The sequence below is a fragment of the Pseudomonas sp. MS646 genome, from assembly GCF_036693845.1.
Lineage (GTDB): Bacteria > Pseudomonadota > Gammaproteobacteria > Pseudomonadales > Pseudomonadaceae > Aquipseudomonas > Aquipseudomonas chlororaphis_E.
Genome location: NZ_CP144763.1, coordinates 3,562,825 through 3,580,727, shown reverse-complemented (window position 1 = coordinate 3,580,727; position 17,903 = coordinate 3,562,825). Strand labels below are relative to the sequence as shown.

At 62.5% G+C, this 17,903-nt stretch carries 12 protein-coding genes; 3 read left to right on the top strand and 9 right to left on the bottom strand.

Going from position 1 to position 17,903, the window contains the following annotated elements:
- Positions 1-16: 16 nt before the first annotated feature.
- Positions 17-1,039, bottom strand: a complete 1,023-nt coding sequence (locus tag V3H56_RS15610; RefSeq protein WP_042730568.1) for a DMT family transporter — start codon at positions 1,037-1,039, stop codon at positions 17-19.
- Between V3H56_RS15610 and V3H56_RS15605 the strand changes: the two genes are divergently transcribed.
- Both V3H56_RS15605 and V3H56_RS15600 read left to right on the top strand, forming a co-directional pair.
- Positions 1,034-1,597, top strand: coding sequence for an XRE family transcriptional regulator (locus V3H56_RS15605; RefSeq protein ID WP_042730567.1), 564 nt, complete (start codon positions 1,034-1,036; stop codon positions 1,595-1,597). The genes V3H56_RS15610 and V3H56_RS15605 overlap by 6 nt on opposite strands.
- A 19-nt stretch (positions 1,598-1,616) precedes the next feature.
- Positions 1,617-3,065 carry an FAD/NAD(P)-binding protein gene (locus tag V3H56_RS15600; protein WP_338473572.1) on the top strand — a complete coding sequence of 483 codons (1,449 nt, stop codon included), beginning with the start codon at positions 1,617-1,619 and terminating at the stop codon, positions 3,063-3,065.
- 193 nt (positions 3,066-3,258) lie between these two features.
- Here the strand turns inward: V3H56_RS15600 and V3H56_RS15595 are convergent, their stop codons facing one another.
- The 5 genes from V3H56_RS15595 to V3H56_RS15575 form a co-directional block, all read right to left on the bottom strand.
- On the bottom strand, positions 3,259-6,060 hold the full coding sequence (locus V3H56_RS15595; protein ID WP_234407895.1) for an RHS repeat-associated core domain-containing protein: 2,802 nt from the start codon (positions 6,058-6,060) through the stop codon (positions 3,259-3,261).
- Complete coding sequence (locus tag V3H56_RS15590) at positions 6,057-10,388, bottom strand: SpvB/TcaC N-terminal domain-containing protein (RefSeq protein ID WP_338473571.1); 4,332 nt, start codon at positions 10,386-10,388, stop codon at positions 6,057-6,059. Before V3H56_RS15590 ends, V3H56_RS15595 begins: the two co-directional genes overlap by 4 nt.
- A gap of 167 nt (positions 10,389-10,555) precedes the next feature.
- Positions 10,556-11,671 carry a Gfo/Idh/MocA family oxidoreductase gene (locus V3H56_RS15585; RefSeq protein WP_338473570.1) on the bottom strand — a complete coding sequence of 372 codons (1,116 nt, stop codon included), beginning with the start codon at positions 11,669-11,671 and terminating at the stop codon, positions 10,556-10,558.
- 349 nt (positions 11,672-12,020) lie between these two features.
- Positions 12,021-12,788, bottom strand: a complete 768-nt coding sequence (locus V3H56_RS15580) for an SDR family oxidoreductase (RefSeq protein WP_042730564.1) — start codon at positions 12,786-12,788, stop codon at positions 12,021-12,023.
- A 25-nt stretch (positions 12,789-12,813) separates the two neighbouring features.
- Entirely contained in the window at positions 12,814-13,881 is a 1,068-nt protein-coding gene (locus tag V3H56_RS15575) for a phosphotransferase family protein (protein ID WP_047738853.1), read from the bottom strand.
- A gap of 173 nt (positions 13,882-14,054) precedes the next feature.
- Between V3H56_RS15575 and V3H56_RS15570 the strand changes: the two genes are divergently transcribed.
- Positions 14,055-14,450, top strand: coding sequence for a DUF4280 domain-containing protein (locus V3H56_RS15570; protein WP_042732222.1), 396 nt, complete (start codon positions 14,055-14,057; stop codon positions 14,448-14,450).
- Positions 14,451-14,663: 213 nt separating this feature from the next.
- On the opposite strand, the gene V3H56_RS15565 is transcribed toward V3H56_RS15570, so the two are convergent.
- The 3 genes from V3H56_RS15565 to V3H56_RS15555 are packed head-to-tail and all read right to left on the bottom strand — an operon-like array spanning position 14,664 to position 17,881.
- Positions 14,664-15,206 carry a toxin-antitoxin system YwqK family antitoxin gene (locus tag V3H56_RS15565; RefSeq protein WP_338473569.1) on the bottom strand — a complete coding sequence of 181 codons (543 nt, stop codon included), beginning with the start codon at positions 15,204-15,206 and terminating at the stop codon, positions 14,664-14,666.
- A gap of 13 nt (positions 15,207-15,219) precedes the next feature.
- Positions 15,220-17,229: a type VI secretion system tip protein TssI/VgrG gene (tssI, locus tag V3H56_RS15560; RefSeq protein WP_338473568.1), complete on the bottom strand. Its 2,010-nt coding sequence runs from the start codon at positions 17,227-17,229 to the stop codon at positions 15,220-15,222.
- 4 nt (positions 17,230-17,233) lie between these two features.
- Complete coding sequence (locus V3H56_RS15555; protein ID WP_172679700.1) at positions 17,234-17,881, bottom strand: endonuclease/exonuclease/phosphatase family protein; 648 nt, start codon at positions 17,879-17,881, stop codon at positions 17,234-17,236.
- Between the last annotated feature and the right edge of the window lie 22 nt (positions 17,882-17,903).

The window sequence follows — 17,903 nt, the reverse complement described above, 5'->3', positions numbered from 1 at the left end:
GGTTCAGAGGGCTGTCTCAGCCCTCGCGCTCCAGAACTTCATCCGCCTCGATCACGCCTTTGCCTCGGGTTTTCAACTCACTGACAATCACCGCCGCCACGATCAGGGCCGCGCCGAACAAGGCAATCGCCGGCAACCGCTCGCCCGCCAGGCGCCCGGCGATACCGGCCCAGACCGGCTCGCCGGCGTAGATCAGCGTGGCGCGGGTCGGCGAGACACTTTTCTGCGCCCAGTTCATCGCCACTTGGATTGCTGCGCTCGCTGCCCCCAGGCCGACGGCGCTGAACAGCAGCAGCCAGGAAAATTCCGGAAGCCTTTCCTGGGTGGGCACCACCATCAGGAACGCCAGCACGGCGGTGCTTGCCAGTTGCACCACGGTGACCCGGCGAACGTCGACCTGGCCGGCGTAGGCGCTGATCAGGATGATCTCGGCGGCAATTGCGATGGCGCTGATCAGCGTGGCGATTTCACCGGCGCTGAAATTCAACGAGGCCCCGGCCGGGCCCGATACCAGCATCAACCCGGTGAACGCCAGCATGATGCCGATGCTGGGCATCAAGCCTGGCCGGCGGCCCAGCACCAGCCACTGCAACAGCGGTACGAAAGGCACGTAGAGCGCGGTGATGAACGCCGACTGGCTGCTGGGGATCGTCTGCAAGCCAACGGTTTGCAAGCCATAGCCGAGCATGATCGCCACACCGATGAAACCTCCGGCCTTGAGTTCGAACAGGGTCAGGTTTCGCAGGTGACGCCACGAGAACAGCGCCACGAAGGCCGCCGCCGCGGCGAAGCGCAAGCCGACGAAAAACATCGGCCCGCTGACTGTCATGGCGTGCTGCACCAGCAGGAATGTCCCGCCCCAGATCATGGTGATCAGCACCAGCACGCATTCGGCCTTGCTGAATCGAGAGAAACGAGGGGAAGCTTGAGGGGAGTTCACCGATGCCATGACCTTGCGCGCCACATGAGGCAGACGCACAATGCGTCCGAAGTTGGGCAGTATAATGCGCAGCCCCAGTATGTGAGCAATATAGTGCACAAAGAATCCGGCCAGCGGGCGTCCGTCCTGCAACACGTCAGCCAGAATGTCCGCCGCCTGCGGCATGCCGCGCAGCTCAGCCAGAGTGCATTGGCGGAGCGGTCCGGGGTCAGCCGGCGAATGCTGGTGGCGATCGAAGCCGGCGAGAAGAATGTCAGCCTGACCACCCTGGACCGCGTCGCCGAAGCCCTCGACGTGGCCTTCAGCGACCTGATCCAGGCCCCCGATGCCCGTGACCCCAGCCGCATCAATGAACTGGCCTGGGCCGGTACTTTCCCCGGCAGCAAGGCGGTGTTGCTGGCCAAGGCCACTGCCAGCCGCGAGGTCGAACTCTGGGAATGGCGCCTGGAGCCCGGAGAGCATTATCCTTCTGAACCCGACGCCGACGGTTGGAGCGAGCAGCTCTATGTGTTCGAGGGTTGCCTGACGCTGCTGCTGGGCGACGAAGCGCGGCAGATCGGTGCCGGTGAGTTTTTCATGTTCGCCAGCAACCAGCCCCACGCCTATCGCAATGAGGGGCCGGTGGCGGTGCGATTTGTACGCAACGTGGTGATTTGAAGCCTGGGGGGAGAGCGGTATGCAGACAGCGCCGGAGCAACAGGCGAAGGACATTGCCCGTGAAGCCGATGTGATCATTGTCGGCGGCGGCCTGAGCGGTGCCTTGCTGGCGGCGCAATTGCTGCGCCTGCCGGGCCGCCGTGAGGTCCTGGTGGTCGAGCCACGCAGCGAGCTGGGCCGAGGCGAGGCCTATAGCGCCGTGGAACTGGGGCATACCCTGAACGGTAACGCAGCGCGGATGAGCGTCGATCCCGACAACGCCGATGACCTGACCCAATGGCTCACCGCGTTCATCGAGGCCGGTGGCTGGCCCGAGTCGGATCAGCAGCACGTGCCGATCAGCGAACTGTTTCCACCGCGGGGAATCTTTGGCCTGTACGTGCAACAACGCCTGGACGAGGCCCGGGCGGTCGGCGCTCAGCACGGCTCCGTGGCCGAGCACGTGCGCGGGGAGGTGGTGGATCTGCAGCTTGTCGAGGGTGCGGTGTTGCTGACGCTGAATGACGGCCAGGTCCTGCGCGGGCGTTTCGCCGTGCTGGCCACCGGCATGTTCCCTGCGGCGCGAACGCCGCAGACCGAATCCAGCGGCTTGAACGCCGCAGCCCTGGACCCTTGGGACGTGGCCGCGATGCGCCAGCTCGATCCCCAGGCCACGGTGCTGATCATCGGCTCGGGGCTGACCATGGTCGATGCGGTGGTGTCGTTGGAACAGGCCGGGCACCGTGGGCCCATCGAAGTGTTTTCCCGCCATGGGCTGTTGCCGCATGTGCGCCGCCAACCGCCGGCGTGGGCGGACTTTCTTGCCGAAGACCACAGCCTGCGTTCGCCGCGCCAACTGATGCGCGCGTTGCGTCACCAGTGCCGCCAGGCCCAGGCCCAAGGCATCGATTGGCAGGCGCCGCTGGACACGGTACGCGCCCATATCGGGCGCTTGTGGAGCCAGGCCAGCGATGTACAGCGCCGACAGTTCGTGCGGCATATTCGTCCCTGGTGGGAGAGCCATCACCATCGTTCGCCGCCGTTGAGTGCGCAACTGGTGGCGCGTCTGCACGGGGAAGGGCGGTTGCGGATTCAGGCGGCGTCGTTCAAGGGGCTGGTCGAGTCGGCCGAGGGCACCGTCGCAATTCGCCTCCGTCGGCGCGGCGAAGCCGAGACAACCGTGGTGCAGGGCGCTGCGTTGATCAACTCCAGTGGCATCGAATACGACTGGCGCCGGGTGGCCCGGCTATTGCCGCAGCAACTGCTGGCCCGTGGCCTGATCCAGCCCGGCCCACTGGCCCTGGGCATCGCCGCAAGGCCCGACGGTGCGGTGCTCGACGCCCGGGGTGAGCCCGCCGACCGGCTGTTCGCCATGGGTCCGCCACTGCGGGGGATGTGGTGGGAAAGTACCGCCGTGACTGATGTGGCGAGTCAGGCTAAGGTGTTGGCAGGGCGATTGGTTGGGCTGCGAACCTTGACTTCAGATTAAATGCGTCCCTCCGTGGTGGGGGACGCAAATCGTTTCACCCGTGGCACAGCCTAGGCTATGTACGAAATAGCTTGAAACTTGGTTATGCGGCGTTAAAAACCGGCTCGGAATGCTCATTGACAACCAGTCAACTGCGCTTCCTCGCCGGTTTTTGCCTTGCCTAACCTGCGTTTCAAACTATTTCGTACACAGCCTAGGCGGCTTTACGTCCGAAAGCCCGCTGTAGAAAACCGCGTTTCACGCCAAAGCTCAACACTTCGCGATCAATCCCTCGCTGTACCGCCGCTTGCGCGTCTCTGATTCTTCCCAGAAAAGCGTTAGTCTCACCTTTTGACAAAGTTGAGTATTTTTCAGTAATCAAGCTTTTCCATTCCTTAATGCTGACGCTATTGAATTTCTCCCAACGCTCTGCGTCGAAAATATTTGCCAAATTGATAGTTTGCAGGTTGAAAACCGGGTTTTTTTGCTCGGAAAATGCAGCCTCATGATCGATCAAATAAACATTTTGATGAGCGTCCCATAACTGATTGCCCGAATTATCATCAAACTCATTGATCAGGAAATAGAAAAGCTTGGCGGACTCAGGCAGCGCTTTTTGTTCCTGAGTATTTGTTTTTATATTGATGACTCGTTGTTGAATCATCGATTTGGCTTTGTACTGGGTGGGTGGTACAAAATGAAAGCCCAGTCGTTCACTGACCTCATAAGCAAACGCCTCGCTTTGGGATTCTTTCGGCGATTGCATTTTCTTGATGAGAAACTGTATTCCTTCCACGTCCGAATCAGCCTGATAAATGCTATTGCTGCTCCTTGACTGAAACACGGTCGTAGACGTCATATCAACCGAGGGTATAAGAGAGTGTACCCATGCATTGATTACCGCAGCATCAGGAGCAGACTCGGCGCGTGCTCTTGAAAGAGCCTCGGGGTATCGGGCTTCGTTGACGAGCCCTCGAACTGCATCCGAAGCGAGCAAGGCGGCTGGAAATTTCACGCCGCCTTGCTGATCAATAAAGTTCACGGGTGAATTCGAGACAAAACAAAATAAATTCAAACCGTCCACGTTCCCCAGTGGATCTGGACTGATCCAACATTGCAACCAGGGTGCGTAATACCTGAGCCCATAATAATAAAGCCCCGTTGCATCCCGCTCTTTCCCCGAATAACGCACCGTCTTGTAGCTGGCCTCCACCTCACTGCGCCCGGCAAACCAGGCCGTACCGCCGAAGGGATGGTAGGTTTCCTGGCTGATCACTCCGGCCTCGCCATCCAGCTCCAGGCTGCTGGAACCCAGATGGTCGGTCAGGTTGTAGCGATATTGGTCGTTGCTTATGCCGGCGGGTGGTGAGGTTTCCCAGTGCAGTACCTGCATGGCGCTGCGTCCGGCTTGCACGCAGATCACTTGCAACACTTCGCCCGTACCCGTGTGAGTGCGAATTTCCAGGCCTGGCAAATAGCGAACTTCCGAAATCAGCGAACGGGCATTGGTTTGGCTGGAGCGGACCTTGCGTCGCCGCATGCCATCGCCACCGTAGCAGTACAGTTCGCGGTCATCGTCAGCGCTTTCCCGTTCGACGGGGCGCACCTCGTGCAGTTGATTGCGCAGATCCCAACTCATCGCTTGCCCCGGTTGCAGTGCCAGCAAGTTGCCGTTGCCATCGAACGCGGCGGCAATGTCTTCTTCGGTCGGCGGCCGGTCATCCAGGTCAGGCAGGCAACGGTTGCTGTAGCGAGCGGCCGTCAGTGTGCGGCTGTGGTGTTGCGGGCCGGTGTGGACCAGTTCCAGCAGGTTGCCACCTGCGTCGTAGCGGTAAGTTTGCTGGTAGTTGGCGACTGCGCGTGGATCCGCGAAGCGGTCGAATTGCGGTCCTCGGCTGACGCTCCCGGCTTCCCAGCCGGTTGCCCGGATCAACTGATAGAGGCTGTCGTGCTCATAACGGTTGGCCGGTTCCACCCGCTGGTTGGCGAAGTAGCGAATGGGCAAGGCAGCGTCTTCGATGCTCAGCACATTGCCCACCGGATCGTAGGCGTAGCGAAGATCCTGCAGCGGACCCTCGGCATTGCGCTCGGCGTGCAACCGCAGAAGGCGTCCGTCCTCGGCACGGTAACCGAGGGTGCTGACAACGCCGTTACCGGCCGTTTCCTGTTCGACCTGGCCATAGGCGTTGTAGGCGATATCACTGACCAGCGTCTGAAGCGATGCCTGGCCGCTCAGTTGCAGATGGCTCGCGAACAACAGGCCATCGACGGTGTAATCGAACAGTTGCCGATTGCCTTTGGCGTCCATCCGTTCCAGCACATCGCCCAGCGGACTGAACCGCGTCGCGCTGGTTGCCGCCTGCGCCGTCGGCTCCAGTAGCGTATCGCGCTCAGGCAGTGTGGGCGGCCAATCCGGCGTTTGCAGCGAGTGTAAAAACCGCTGGGTCTGTTCGAGCACGCCACCGGTCAGCGCGTACTCGTCCAATGTTTGGGTGCCCGCCGGATCATCATGCCGGATCATTTGCCCGCATTGATTGCGAGCAGCGAAATCGGCACTGGCATCAGCGTATTCATAACGCTCGGTGCAACGCGAGGCTTCGTCCTTGCCCTGTTCGTAAATGGCCAATGGCCGCAGCAGATCGTCGTATTCGATCCATTGCTCAGTCTCTCGGCTGTCCCAGGTTTGGACCCGTTGGTCGCCATCGCCGAACAGGCTGATCCGTTCACCGGCATCGACACTGATCGAGCCCAGCACCTTGGCGGACAGCGAGTGACGGTTGATCAGGTTGGGCGGCGTGGAGGCGTCTTCCTCCGTGAGCTGCCACAACCTCGGATCCCATTGTCCGGCCAGGCGACCCATCGCGTCATAGGCACTGCGGTTGACCCGCTCTTGGGCCTGCACGCCTTCGACGGATCGATAGTAATCCACCGTCCGCACGACAAGCCCGCGTGGGTCGGTGACCGTCAGTGTCGGCGTATGGGCATGAACGCGCCCGGCTGCCTGGCTGTTCATCATGCCCCCCCCGACGCCTTGTTCAACCGGGATTCTTCCAACGTGTCATTCTCATCCTCGGCAATGCCGTACCACCCCAGGTAACGTTGACGCCGCCAATAACCAATGGCGGTGATCGTCAGGGTCGGGCGCCCGAGAGGGTCGTAGAACTGCTGGTCGCAATGGCCGAACCGACGAAACGATTCATCGTTGACGTAGCGATAGCCATCGGCGAAGTACGGCCGGTAGGCGCGCACCGCCAGCCCTTTGTTGTTGTATTCGACCCGTTCACTGACCCGCCAGCGCTCGGCGGCCGGCGCGCTCACCGGCTGGTCGTCGTCAAGCACCAGGCCACCGTCCTCGTCAATCTGATAGGCCATGCCTGGCTCGACCTTCTGCTTGCTCTGCAGGCGGCGGCCAAAGCCATCCCAGCACTGCACGGCGATACGGATTTTGCGTCCGGGATTGTCCGGTGGGTGCGGGTAGCGGTCGGCTTGCAGGATGGCCACGTGGACCGGTTCACGGCGCTGCATCCAACTGAAGGCATCGCGAAAACAGACGCTGGCCGCGCCTTGCAGGGCGGCGTCGGGGGCGGCGATGGCTTCGGCGGGCAAACGGATGACCGGCTGGTACTCGTCTATCGGGTCGAACCCGACCTCGATGCCACGCTCAGTGCCATGGAAACTGCTGGCCAACAGTTCACCGAAGCCGTCAAAGCAAGCTTCCTGGGTGTTCTGGTTCGGATCGACGATGCGCCGGGGCAACAGGAACCGATAGTCAGCTTCGGCCACGCGTGTGCTGCATCCGTCAGCGGTGGTGACGCTGAGCGGCAGGCAATGATAGGGATCGAACACAACGTCCGTCGGCCCCTGGCTTTCAGTGGGGCGGACGCTGATCAATCGGTAGAACCCCTCCAGTGCGGCGTAGGTCATGAAACCCTTGCGCGTCGACCACAACATCCGGTCCGGTTCCGGCGGCAGTGCGGCGACCATGGGGCGGTAGCCGAGCCTGGGTAGTTTTTCCGCCAACTCATCGGGGCTGAGCACCGCCGCATAGGCCTGGAGCGCCGTCTCATCCAATTCGGCGGTTTCAAGGTAGTCGGCCAGTGCCTCGAAACTGGCCTGGCCAGCCGGCAGTGTCTGGCCGGCGTGTTGATAGCGCTGTTCGGCCAGTGCGCTCAGGACTCGCGGCCAGTCGTCCGAGGCCGGTGCATCGAGGCGCTCGAGCAGGCCTTCGTAACGGATGTCTTGCGGTGGCAACGCGGTCTTTGGCAGAACCAGGACGTTGCCACGGGACAGGTAGGGCAAGCTCCGGCGAACGGCTTGTGGATCGTCCAGATGAATGAACCGGGCCCGGTTTTCCTCCAGGTAGTGAAAGCGCTGCGCGTCGTCGTGGGCGGCCCGCCACCAGGTTTGCTCATGGGCTTCGCTGAACGGCGGTTCGTCATTGATATCCTTGCGCCGGGCATAGTGGACGGTCACGTCATGGATCAATCCCCCGTAGGAATCCCAGGCCAGGTTGATGTGGTGCTGACAGCGCGGGTCGTCGGGTTGGCGTTCGTAGGTGTAGGCGATCGACTCCAACTCCAGCGGCTGCATCCTGCAATAGGGCTGGTGCTCGTCGCGCAGTTGCAACAGGCGCACGGCGTATCGGGATTGCTGCACCGAATAGGGCCGGGCTTGCAGCGGGTCATCGTCGGGGCCGAATACCTCCACCCGTAGCGGACTGCCTGCCAATGCGTAGGCCATGTCGTGCAAGGTCTCGTCATTGGCGTCGCTGATGATTTCGTCCTTTGCGTCACTTTTGGCAGCCAGCAGCAGGGCGCTGCCCAAGGGCACCGCCGCGTTGTCCGAAGGGTCGTAATCGAGCCCCGGCAGGTCGGGCATGCGCCCGGTGTGAAACCAGCTCTTGCGCAGCACCGGCGCGGTAAAGCCGGCCTGGTGTTGTTCGTCACCGGTGGTTTCGCTGTCGGTTTGCATGACCAGGCCAAAGCCGCGGAACTCGCGTTCCTGGCCGTCGTAAAAGCCCTGTCGGTATTCAAAGCATTGGGTCAGTTGATTGCCGGTGATTTCATCCAACTGGATCTGCCGGACGGACACGGGCATCGGAAACGGCACATGGCTGGCGACCTCCAGGTTCGCGGCCAGCAAGGCCTTTTTCTCATCGAGCCATTCCTGGGCCGAGCTGCGGTAGATCACCTCGCCGGCCGCGCCCATATTGTTGTTCGTGCGGTGCAGCAGGTACGGCTTGGCCTGGACAAAATCGCAGCGCCAATGTTGGGGCTTCATGTGCGGTACGGTCAGCACCAGGCTGGAACAGCCGAGGCCTTGCAAATCGGCGGCGCTGACTTGGCACAGTCGGTCATAACGCACGCCCGGTGGCCAGGGCAGGATCCGTGGGGTGGTCTCGAACCCCATGCCGGTGCGGTTCATGAAGATTTCAGCGTGTTCGTGGGTGAGATAGATCAGGTCGGCGGCGCCGGAACCGTCCAGATCGGCAAGCAGTACCCGCGAAGCGTCGAAAGATTTGTAGGCGTAGGGGAGGTTTGCGAGGTGAATGCCCGGGTCGAAGCGACCGTGGCCGCGATTGGGCCAGCAGACGATTTCGTTGTGGCGAATGCGCACCAGATGTTGCTGGCCTGTGCCCAGCACATCACTGAAGGCCACCAATTCGGTCTGCGTCTGGCTCAACAGGGGCAAGCGATCGTCGGGGGCCGTTTCGACGAAGTGCGTGACATCCTGGCCTGCTGCAAAGCCTTCCTCTCGACGGTTGGCATACAACCGCACGCTGCGTGGGCCGATCAAGGCCAGGTCGGACAAACCACCGCCCATCAGGTCGGCCAGTTGGCTTTGCGGATGGAAGAACTCCACGGGGAAGGCGCCGAAGGCGACGAACGTCGACCAGTGGCGATCCGGGGTGAGGGTGAAAAAGCCACTCACGCCGGGTTGTGCGATCACCCAATCCAGTCGGCCATCGCCGGTGAGGTCCATCAGTGACTGGCGCACCGGTTTGCGGGTGTCCATCACCGGTATGGCATCCAGGCGTTTCCAAGTGTCGTAGCTCACTTCATCAGCGGTGTGCGCCGTTTGCGCGCGCAGCGGCTCGCGATAGTACCAAGCCTTGTCGCTGCGATAGAGCACGCCGGGGATACCCTCGCCATACAGGTCAACCAACTGATATTGCTGGCCGTCGTTGAGGCCAGGCATGGCATCGAATGGCTGATACTCGGTGGCTTCGGTCGAAAATGCCGAATAGCTGAACGCCACCGGTGGGCGCGACTCGATTCGGCCCTGCTGGTCGTAGCCTTGCTGGTGCGCGGCGCACAGCAGGCTGTAGCCCAGGTCCGTGGTGTGGTACTCAAATAACAGCCGTTGCACCAGCAGCGGTGCGCTCCCCAGCTCGGCGAACTGGTGGAACATCAGCACTTGCCGGCACAGGCGCAGGTTGCCCAGCAGGAAGCCATAGCCGTAGGTGGCGAAAGGATCACTGCGCACGGGCCACTCGCCCGTCGGCTCGTACTCGGGAATGTCCGTCAGCCCGGTGTCGCGTTCGCCATAATCGAAGATCAGGTCGAAGTGCCAGCGAGCTTGCCGGAGTGCTGTCGGTGCCCAGTGATAAAGGTGAGCGTTCGCCTCGGCATTGCCATAGCGCACTCGGCTCAGGTAGCACTGCGCGTGAAAGTCGCGGGGCGTATCGGCGGGCATGCCAGCATGATCTTCGCCAGCGTATTCATAAAGGATATGTTCGCCATGGGCATTGAGGCTTTCCTCCAGCAGCCACTCGCCGACACGCAGCGCGTCTTCGAGGTCGGTGCTGCGTGAGGAGGCGTTGAAGCCGTACAAGTGCAGGCTGCCGTCGGCCCCGTGAATCAACCAGAATCCTGGGTGGTCTTCGGCTGAGCGCCAATGTTCAATCCGTTCGAAGGTGCCCTCGATGCGTGGGAAATAGCGCGCCACCTGATAGACCGTGCCCAGTTCCAGGCCTTGATAGGTGTCCACCGGTCGGCGGATGATCTGTGCGTCATCGTCGCGTTCCGGCATCCAGACGGTGCCGTCCGGGCCGAGCGTGACATCGTCATCGGTGTAGGCCGGGACCCCTTTGCTTGTGCGCCGTGCCACGCAGCCCAGCGACAGCACCCAGCCGATCCCGAACAAGCTGTTGCCCACGCTGCTGCCGTAACCGAGCTGCAGGGCCGGGGCGAAACCGCGCCCTGGAGAGATTGGCAGTGGCAAGTCGTAAAACGCCTTGCCGGTGGAGCCCACTTCGCCCCAGCCGCTGCCGATGCTCTGAATGGCACCGCCGCCCTTCGGCAGTGAAGGAGGGGTGATGCTCAAGCGGTCCGGTTGATCCATCGCCAGGCTCTGTGCGGGTGTGCAGAGCGCTAATGTTGCACGGATCAGGGGCTCTCCAGCCACTGTCAGAGTTGACAGTCTTCTAGCCATCAATGGAATAAGAAAATGGTGCGGGAGGTATATCCCCCCGCACGAGCGCCGTTTATCTACAGCCGGGGCTCAACCGCTCATTGTTCATCCACGTTGACCCAACGCTGCTCCCGCGCCGCGAGGCGAATCGCCGCGGCCAGGCGTTCCACCGCCCAGGCCTCTTCGAAGTCCGTGCCGTGGCCCGCTTCGCCGGCCAGGGCCATGAGCAGTTCCTGCACCTCCAGCGTTTTCAGTTCGTTGTAGCCCAACTGGTGCCCGGCGGCCGGGCTGAAGGCGGCGTAGCCGGGGAGGTCCGGGCCGGCCAGCAGGCGCTGGAACCCGGTTTCGCCGGCGCGGCACAGGCGCAGTTCATTGAGCCGTTCCTGATCGAACGCCAAGGTGCCGAGGGTGCCGCTGATCTCGAAGGCCAGGTGGTTCTTGTAGCCGTGCTTGAGCCAACTGCTGCTCACCGTGCCACAGGCGCCATTGGCGAAGCGCAGCAGCGCGTGCACATGGTCGTCCACCGCGATGGTGCGCTGTTCGCGATTGCCGGCGCTGGCGGGGCGCTGGGTGTGCACGGTCTGGCTGACGGCACACACCGCCTCGACATCGCCCAGCAGATGCCGGGCCATCGCCAGCAAATGGCTGCCCAGGTCCGCCAGGGCACCGCCGGCGTGGGCCGCTTCGCAGCGCCATGACCAGGGCGAGGCCGGGTTGGCCATGAAGTCTTCGCTGAACTCGCCCTGGAAACTGACGATCGAGCCCAGTTCCCCGCGCTGGATGATCTCCCGCGCCAACTGGATGATCGGGTTGTGCTGGTAGTTGTAGCCGACCCGGGTGACCACGCCCGCCGCCTTGGCCGCCTGGCGCATCTGGTCGGCCTGGTCGAGGGACACGGCCAGGGGCTTCTCGCAATACACCGGTTTGCCCGCCGCCAGCGCCGCCATGGCCATGGGGAAGTGCAAATGGTTGGGAGTGGTGATGGCGACCAGATTGACCTTGGGGTCTTCGATCAACCGTTGCCAGTCACTGTGGGCCGTCTCGAAGCCCCAGCTCTGTGCGCATTGCCGGGCGCGCTGCGGGTCGGCGTCGGCCAGGGCCGCCAATGTCAGGGGGTGGGGAAGGTCAAAGACCGCCTTAGCCTGGTGGAACGCCAAGGCATGGGCACGGCCCATGAAGCCGGTGCCAATCAGACCGATGCCGAGTTCGCGCATGAGAAGAGCCCTTTGAGTTGTTATTGTCAGAGGGCTCTTTATGGAATAAAAATTCCCTAATTGCAAATATTGGAATAAATATTCATTGATGCAATGGAAAATCTCTGCGGGAGCGGGCTTGCCCGCGAAGAGGCCCGGGCTATCCAGCATCTCCATCGACTGACACACCGCTTTCGCGGGCAAGCCCGCTCCCACAAGGGATGTACGGTGAACACACATCCTGTGCACGCCCAGGATCAACCTGTGGGAGCGGGCTTGCCCGCGAAGAGGCCCGTCTATCCAATATCTCCATCGACTGACACACCGCTTTCGCGGGCAAGCCCGTTCCCACATCTGGGATATGCGGGTATCAGGAAAGAAACCCGCCATCCACATTCAGCGCCACGCCCGTGGTGTAGCTCGACGCGTCGCTGGCCAGGTACAACACCGTGCCAGCCATTTCGCTCGGGTCGGCCACGCGCTTGAGCGGGATCTGGGCCAGGGCGGTCTTGAGGATGCTGTCGTTCTTGACCAGCGCCGAGGCGAACTTGGTGTCGGTCAGGCCCGGCAGCAGGGCGTTGCAGCGGATGCCGAACTGCGCGCATTCCTTGGCGAAGACCTTGGTCATGTTGATCACCGCCGCCTTGGTCACCGAATAGATGCCCTGGAAGATCCCCGGCGAGATGCCGTTGATCGACGCCACGTTGATGATGCTGCCGCCGCCGTTCTCGCGCATCAACTTGCCGGCTTCCACCGACATGAAGAAGTAGCCGCGGATGTTCACGTCCACGGTTTTCTGGAAGGCGCCCAGGTCCGTGTCCAGGACGTTGCAGAACTGCGGGTTGGTGGCGGCGTTGTTGACCAGGATGTCCAGGCGCCCGAACTGCTCGCGGATGCCCGCGAAGACCTGGCTGATCTGTTCCATTTCACCGATGTGGCAAGCGATGGCGGTGGCCTTGCCGCCCGCGGCGACGATGGCGTCGGCCACCTGCTGGCAGCCGTCGAGCTTGCGGCTGGACACGATCACGTGGGCGCCTTGCTGGGCCAGCAACTTGGCGATGGCCTCGCCGATGCCGCGACTGGCACCGGAAACGAAAGCGATTTTACCGTCGAGGTCGAACAACTGAGTCTTGGACATGCGGTTTCCCTTGTTATAGGTGCGCTCAGAGCGTGGATTTGCGGATGACCTGCAGGCTCATCTGCTCCAGCAGCTTGTTCATCTGAACGAACTGCGCGAAGCGTTTGTCCTGGGTCTGGCCGTGGTAGAAGCGGTAGTAGATCTGCTGGACGATACCGGCCAGGCGGAACAGGCCGTAGGTGTAGTAGAAATCGAAGTTGTCGATGCGAATGCCGGCGCGTTCGGCGTAGTAGTCGACGAACTCGCGGCGGGTCAGCATGCCGGGCGCGTGGCTGGGCTGGCGCCGCATCAGTTGCACCGGCGCCGGGTCGTCGGCCTCGATCCAGTAGGCGAGGCTGTTGCCCAGGTCCATCAGCGGATCACCCAGGGTGGTCAATTCCCAGTCGAGCACGCCGATGATCTGCATCGGGTTCTCGGGGTCCAGGATGACGTTGTCGAAGCGGTAGTCGTTGTGCACGATGCTGGACGTCGGGTGGTCGGCGGGCATCTTGTCGTTGAGCCAGTCCTTGACGGCCTGCCATTGCGGCGCGTCGGGGGTCAGGGCTTTTTCGTAGCGCTCGCTCCAGCCACGGATCTGCCGGGCCACGTAGCCTTGGGGTTTGCCCAGGTCCGCCAGGCCGCAGGCGTTGTAGTCGACCCGGTGCAGTTCCACCAGCCGGTCGATGAAACTCTTGCACAGCGCTTCGGTGCGGGCAGCGTCGAAACCCAGTTCCGGCGGTAGGTCGGAGCGCAGGATGATGCCCTTGACCCGTTCCATCACATAGAACTCGGCACCGATCACCGACTCGTCGGTGCAGTGCACGTAGGCTTTCGGGCAGTACGGGAACCCCTCGCGCAACTGATTGAGGATGCGGAATTCGCGGCCCATGTCGTGGGCGGACTTGGCCTTGTGGCCGAACGGCGGGCGCCGCAGGACGAACTCCTGTTCGGGGTACTCCAGCAGGTAGGTCAGGTTCGACGCGCCACCGGGGAACTGGCTGATCCGTGGCAAACCGGTGAGGCCCGGAATGTGGGCCTTGAGGTACGGGTCGATCAGACTGGCATCGAGTTCTTCACCGTCGCGCACGCGGGTGGACTGATCAGTAAACGCCATGCTTATCCCTTCTGCTTATTTTGGAGGCCATCGATCATTGGCTAATCTAATGGCGCGCGGGAGGCGTCACAAGCACGCCAGGGTCTTATAGGTTAGCGTGTTGCTGGATAATCAGCGGGCCTGATGCGTCCAGGTGAGCTATGGTTTCGGGGTCGCTTCAAGGAGTCGCCGCGATGGGATGCCCGCAGGTCTGCAGCACCGCCACCTTGCAATGCAGCTTCGGCGCCGCGCCAGCGGTGCTCAACGTATTGCCGGTCAACCGAATGCTGACTGGCGGGATGCCGGCAGCGAACATCATGGATCACATTCCGTTGGTGAACGTCACCACGTTCGGCATGTGCATGAGCCTGGCCAACCCGACCGTCGCCGCCGCCACGGCCGCCGCCCTGGGCGTGCTCACCCCCATGCCCTGCATCCCCGCCACCGCCACCCCCTGGATCCCGGGCGGCCCACCGACCCTGCTGCTGGGCAACATGCCGGCCATCGATGCCAACAGCACCTTGATGTGCTCCTGGGCCGGGGTCATCAAGATTGTCGTGCCGGGGCAGGTGCAGATGTTGATTCCCTGACTGGCTGGGTGTGCAGCTATTGGTGGTCTCCTGCGCAGGTGCGAGCAAAAGCTGCGTACACCCCAAATCCCTTGTGGGAGCGGGCTTGCCCGCGAAAGCGGAGTGTCTGCCATGAATATGTTGAATGTACCGCCGTCTTCGCGGGCAAGCCCGCTCCCACAGGGGCAGTGGTGTCTGCAGAGGCGGTGTACACCCCCTGCAAAAGCAAGGAGTTCAAGCCTGCGCCGGGTCGTTCCAGCGCCGCAGCCACCAGCGCAGCCGGGAGATCGGTTTGCCTTCGGCGTCCAGCGGGCGGCCGTCTTCGGCGTAGGCGTGGGCCGGTTCCAGCAGTTGGCCATTGAGGTAACGGGCCTCGACCGCGGGGTTGCCGTTGGCGTGCAGGCGGCGGTAACGGCCGTCGCGCACGCCGTCGCGATAGAACTCAGCCTCGGCCAGTTGCCCGTCGGGGAAGTAGTTATTGGCTTCGCCGTGGAGCAAGCCGGCGCGGTAGGTGGCCTGGCGCTGCAAACCGCCTTCGGCCGCATAGAAACTCGCCACACCCTGCAGCTTGCCGTTGACGAAGGGCAGCACCGCCGAAACCTTGCCGTTGGGGTGATACAACGTACTGGTGCCTTGTAGTTCACCGCGGTGGTAGTTGAGTTTCGCCTGGGGACGGCGGGCTTCTTCGATGTGCAGTGGGCCGTCGAGCCGGCCGTCGATCAACTGGCCGTTCAGTTGACTGTCGCCACGTTCCACGTCGAGTGTTTTCGAGGCCATCGATGCGCTCCCCTCAGTTGACCTTCACCAGGCCGCCTTTGATGGTCAGCATGCCACCGCCGTCCACGGTCTGTTCGGCGGCGGCCTTGTTCACCAGGCTGATGCCGGCGTCGTTGGTCAGGGTGGTGCCGGCCTTGTTTTCCAGTGAAGTGCCGGCCTGGTTGCTCAGAGCCGTGCCGGCCTTCTGGCTGATGGACGTACTGGCCTGGGCCGCCAGGTCGGCGCCGCTCTTGATCGCGAAGCTGCCGCCGCTTTGCAGGGTCAGGGTGCCGCTGACCTTGATCGTCAGGTTTCCGTCCACCGTGAGGTCGTAGTTGCCGGTGACCTTGTGCGCGTAGTTGCCGCCGGTGCTGTGGGTCTGGTCCGAACCCACGGTCACGCTGCGGGTGTCCTTGACGTCGAGGCTGTCGCTGCCGGTCTGGATCGTCACGCTGCGCTTGCCTTTCTCCAGGGTGACGGTCTCGTCGCCGTCCTTGACCGTGCGGGTACGGGCGTTCTGCACCGTGAGGGTTTCATCGTGGCCGACGGTGGCGGTGGTGTCGTTGAGCACGTTGATGTTGAGGTCCTTCTGGGCCTGGAGGAACACTTCTTCGGCGTCCTTCTTGTCCTCGAAGCGCAACTCGTTGAAACCGCCGCCGCCCTTGGACGATTGGGTCTTGATCCCGGATTGGGTCTGGTTCGCCGGCAGCGCATAGGGCAAGGCGTTGTCGCCGTTATAGACGCAGCCGGTCACCAGCGGACGGTCCGGGTCGCCGTCGATGAACGTGACGATGACCTCCTGGCCGATCCGGGGTACGAACTGCATGCCGAACCCCTTGCCGCTCCAGGGCAGGACCACGCGTACCCAGCAGGAGGAGGTTTCATCGTTCTTGCCGGTGCGATCCCAGGGAAACTGCAACTTGATTCGCCCGTATTCATCGGTCCAGATTTCCTCGCCGGCCTTGCCCACCACCACCGCGGTCTGGGGGTGCATGCGCGGTTTTGGCGTGAGGCGGGCCGGTCGGTAGGCCGTGGCCTTGGGAATCGCCTCGAACCGATTGTAGTAGCTGTCGTGGCTGGCCTCGTGGCTGACCGAGGTCACCACCCAGTCGATGTTCAGCGCCGGATCTTCATGCCCGGCCAGGGTGAACCAGTACCCCGGCACCAGCCAGCGGCAGTCGCTTTCGCCGACAAACCGCTGCGCCTGGCTGCGCAGGCCGTCGATTCGCTGCTTGGTCAGTGCATCGCCCTGGGCCTTGGCGGTGTAGCCGCCCGGATGCTCGTACATCGAACTCGGCCCGGCCACGGCTTCGGCCTGGCTGTAGAGCGATGTGGTGGGGGTGGTGAATTCGTAGTCGGTCGCCTGGTAGACCCCGGCCACCGCTTGCAGGGACACGTGCCCGGTCCGGACGCCATGCAGTTCGCGGTCGCCAATTTTCTGCCCGAGGTAGTTCACCGTCGGTCCGTTAGGGATCGGCGCGAAGGCGTCGTTGTTGTCGGCCAGTACCAGCGTGTGCGTGCCTTGCGCGTGGGTGAAGAACCAGAAGATCCCGTCCTCTTCCAGCAGGCGCGAGACAAAGGCCAGGTCGGTTTCGCCGTACTGCACGCAATACTCGCGGGGGCTGTAGCTGCCGGTGAGCTCGAGCTTGAAGTCGGTAAAGCCGTGGGCCTTGAAAATCGTCGTGACGATGTCCGATGTCGCGAGGTTCTGGAACACCCGATTGTTGCTGGCCAGCCCCAACCACCAGAGCCAGGGCCTGAGCAGCAGTTGATAGCGCTCGGCGGTGGCGTCGGCGGGCAACTGGCGGATTTCGGCCACCAGCAGGTCCAGCGGGCGCAGCAGCGCGTCCTTGTGCAGGGTCGTGGTGACGTGGCTACCGATGGCCGTGGTGAGGGTCAATGGGGCGCCGTCGTTGAGACCGTTGAGGACGTGCGAACCCAGTGCGTTGAGACGCTCTTCGCCGGACAGCGAGTCCGGGTACAGTGCGGCCAGCGTCGCGGCAGTGAGGGAAAGGGTGGTGTTGCTGTCGGTGGAGCGGGGCATGCGCTCAGCCTCTGACATCGAACAGGATGGGGCGGTGATCGGGGCCGGACATATCGAACACATGGGCGAGCCCCGTGATGTCGACCGGCGTGACAGCGACATCCACGGAGGCCAGCACCCAGTCGAGGATGCCGCCCTTGCTTTGGGTTTGTTGGCCGCCCCAGCACTCATAAGCCAGCCCGGCGGTGTCGAGTTCTCCCACCTTCTGGTAATCCAGGTTCAGATCGCCGGTCGCCACCCACTTGCCGCCCAAGGCGGTGCAGGACTTGAGCTGGCTTTTGGTCACACCGTTCTGTCCCGACTTGAAATGGGCAAGAAATACGTAGCCGGTGTAGCCCTTCACGCCGTGGGCTTCGACAGCAATCAGGTCCCTGTTCAAGGTGAAGAGGCTGCCCTGGCTGACCACCTGCAACCTCTCGAAGCTTTTGACCAGGACGATGTAGGCATTCGAATGACCGCCGGTGAAGGAATAGACGCTGTAGTTTTTGTAAATGGCAGCCAGGTTCGAACGGTAGTTATCGATCTGCGCCGAATGTATTTCACACAGGAAAACGATGTCCGCGTCCCAGTAATTGCTGGAGCAGCAGTTGTGGAGAAAGATATCCACCTGCGTCTGCTTTTCCAGCGTGGAGGACTTGCCGTTTTTTTCCACGTTGAAACTGCCAATTCTCATA

Coding starts and splice junctions, on each gene's coding strand:
- tssI (WP_338473568.1), bottom strand. CDS start 17,229: ATGCCCCGCTCCACCGACAGCAACACCACCCTTTCCCTCACTGCCGCG.
- V3H56_RS15590 (WP_338473571.1), bottom strand. CDS start 10,388: ATGGATCAACCGGACCGCTTGAGCATCACCCCTCCTTCACTGCCGAAG.
- V3H56_RS15585 (WP_338473570.1), bottom strand. CDS start 11,671: ATGCGCGAACTCGGCATCGGTCTGATTGGCACCGGCTTCATGGGCCGT.
- V3H56_RS15575 (WP_047738853.1), bottom strand. CDS start 13,881: ATGGCGTTTACTGATCAGTCCACCCGCGTGCGCGACGGTGAAGAACTC.
- V3H56_RS15580 (WP_042730564.1), bottom strand. CDS start 12,788: ATGTCCAAGACTCAGTTGTTCGACCTCGACGGTAAAATCGCTTTCGTT.
- V3H56_RS15595 (WP_234407895.1), bottom strand. CDS start 6,060: ATGATGAACAGCCAGGCAGCCGGGCGCGTTCATGCCCATACGCCGACA.
- V3H56_RS15600 (WP_338473572.1), top strand. CDS start 1,617: ATGCAGACAGCGCCGGAGCAACAGGCGAAGGACATTGCCCGTGAAGCC.
- V3H56_RS15565 (WP_338473569.1), bottom strand. CDS start 15,206: ATGGCCTCGAAAACACTCGACGTGGAACGTGGCGACAGTCAACTGAAC.
- V3H56_RS15570 (WP_042732222.1), top strand. CDS start 14,055: ATGGGATGCCCGCAGGTCTGCAGCACCGCCACCTTGCAATGCAGCTTC.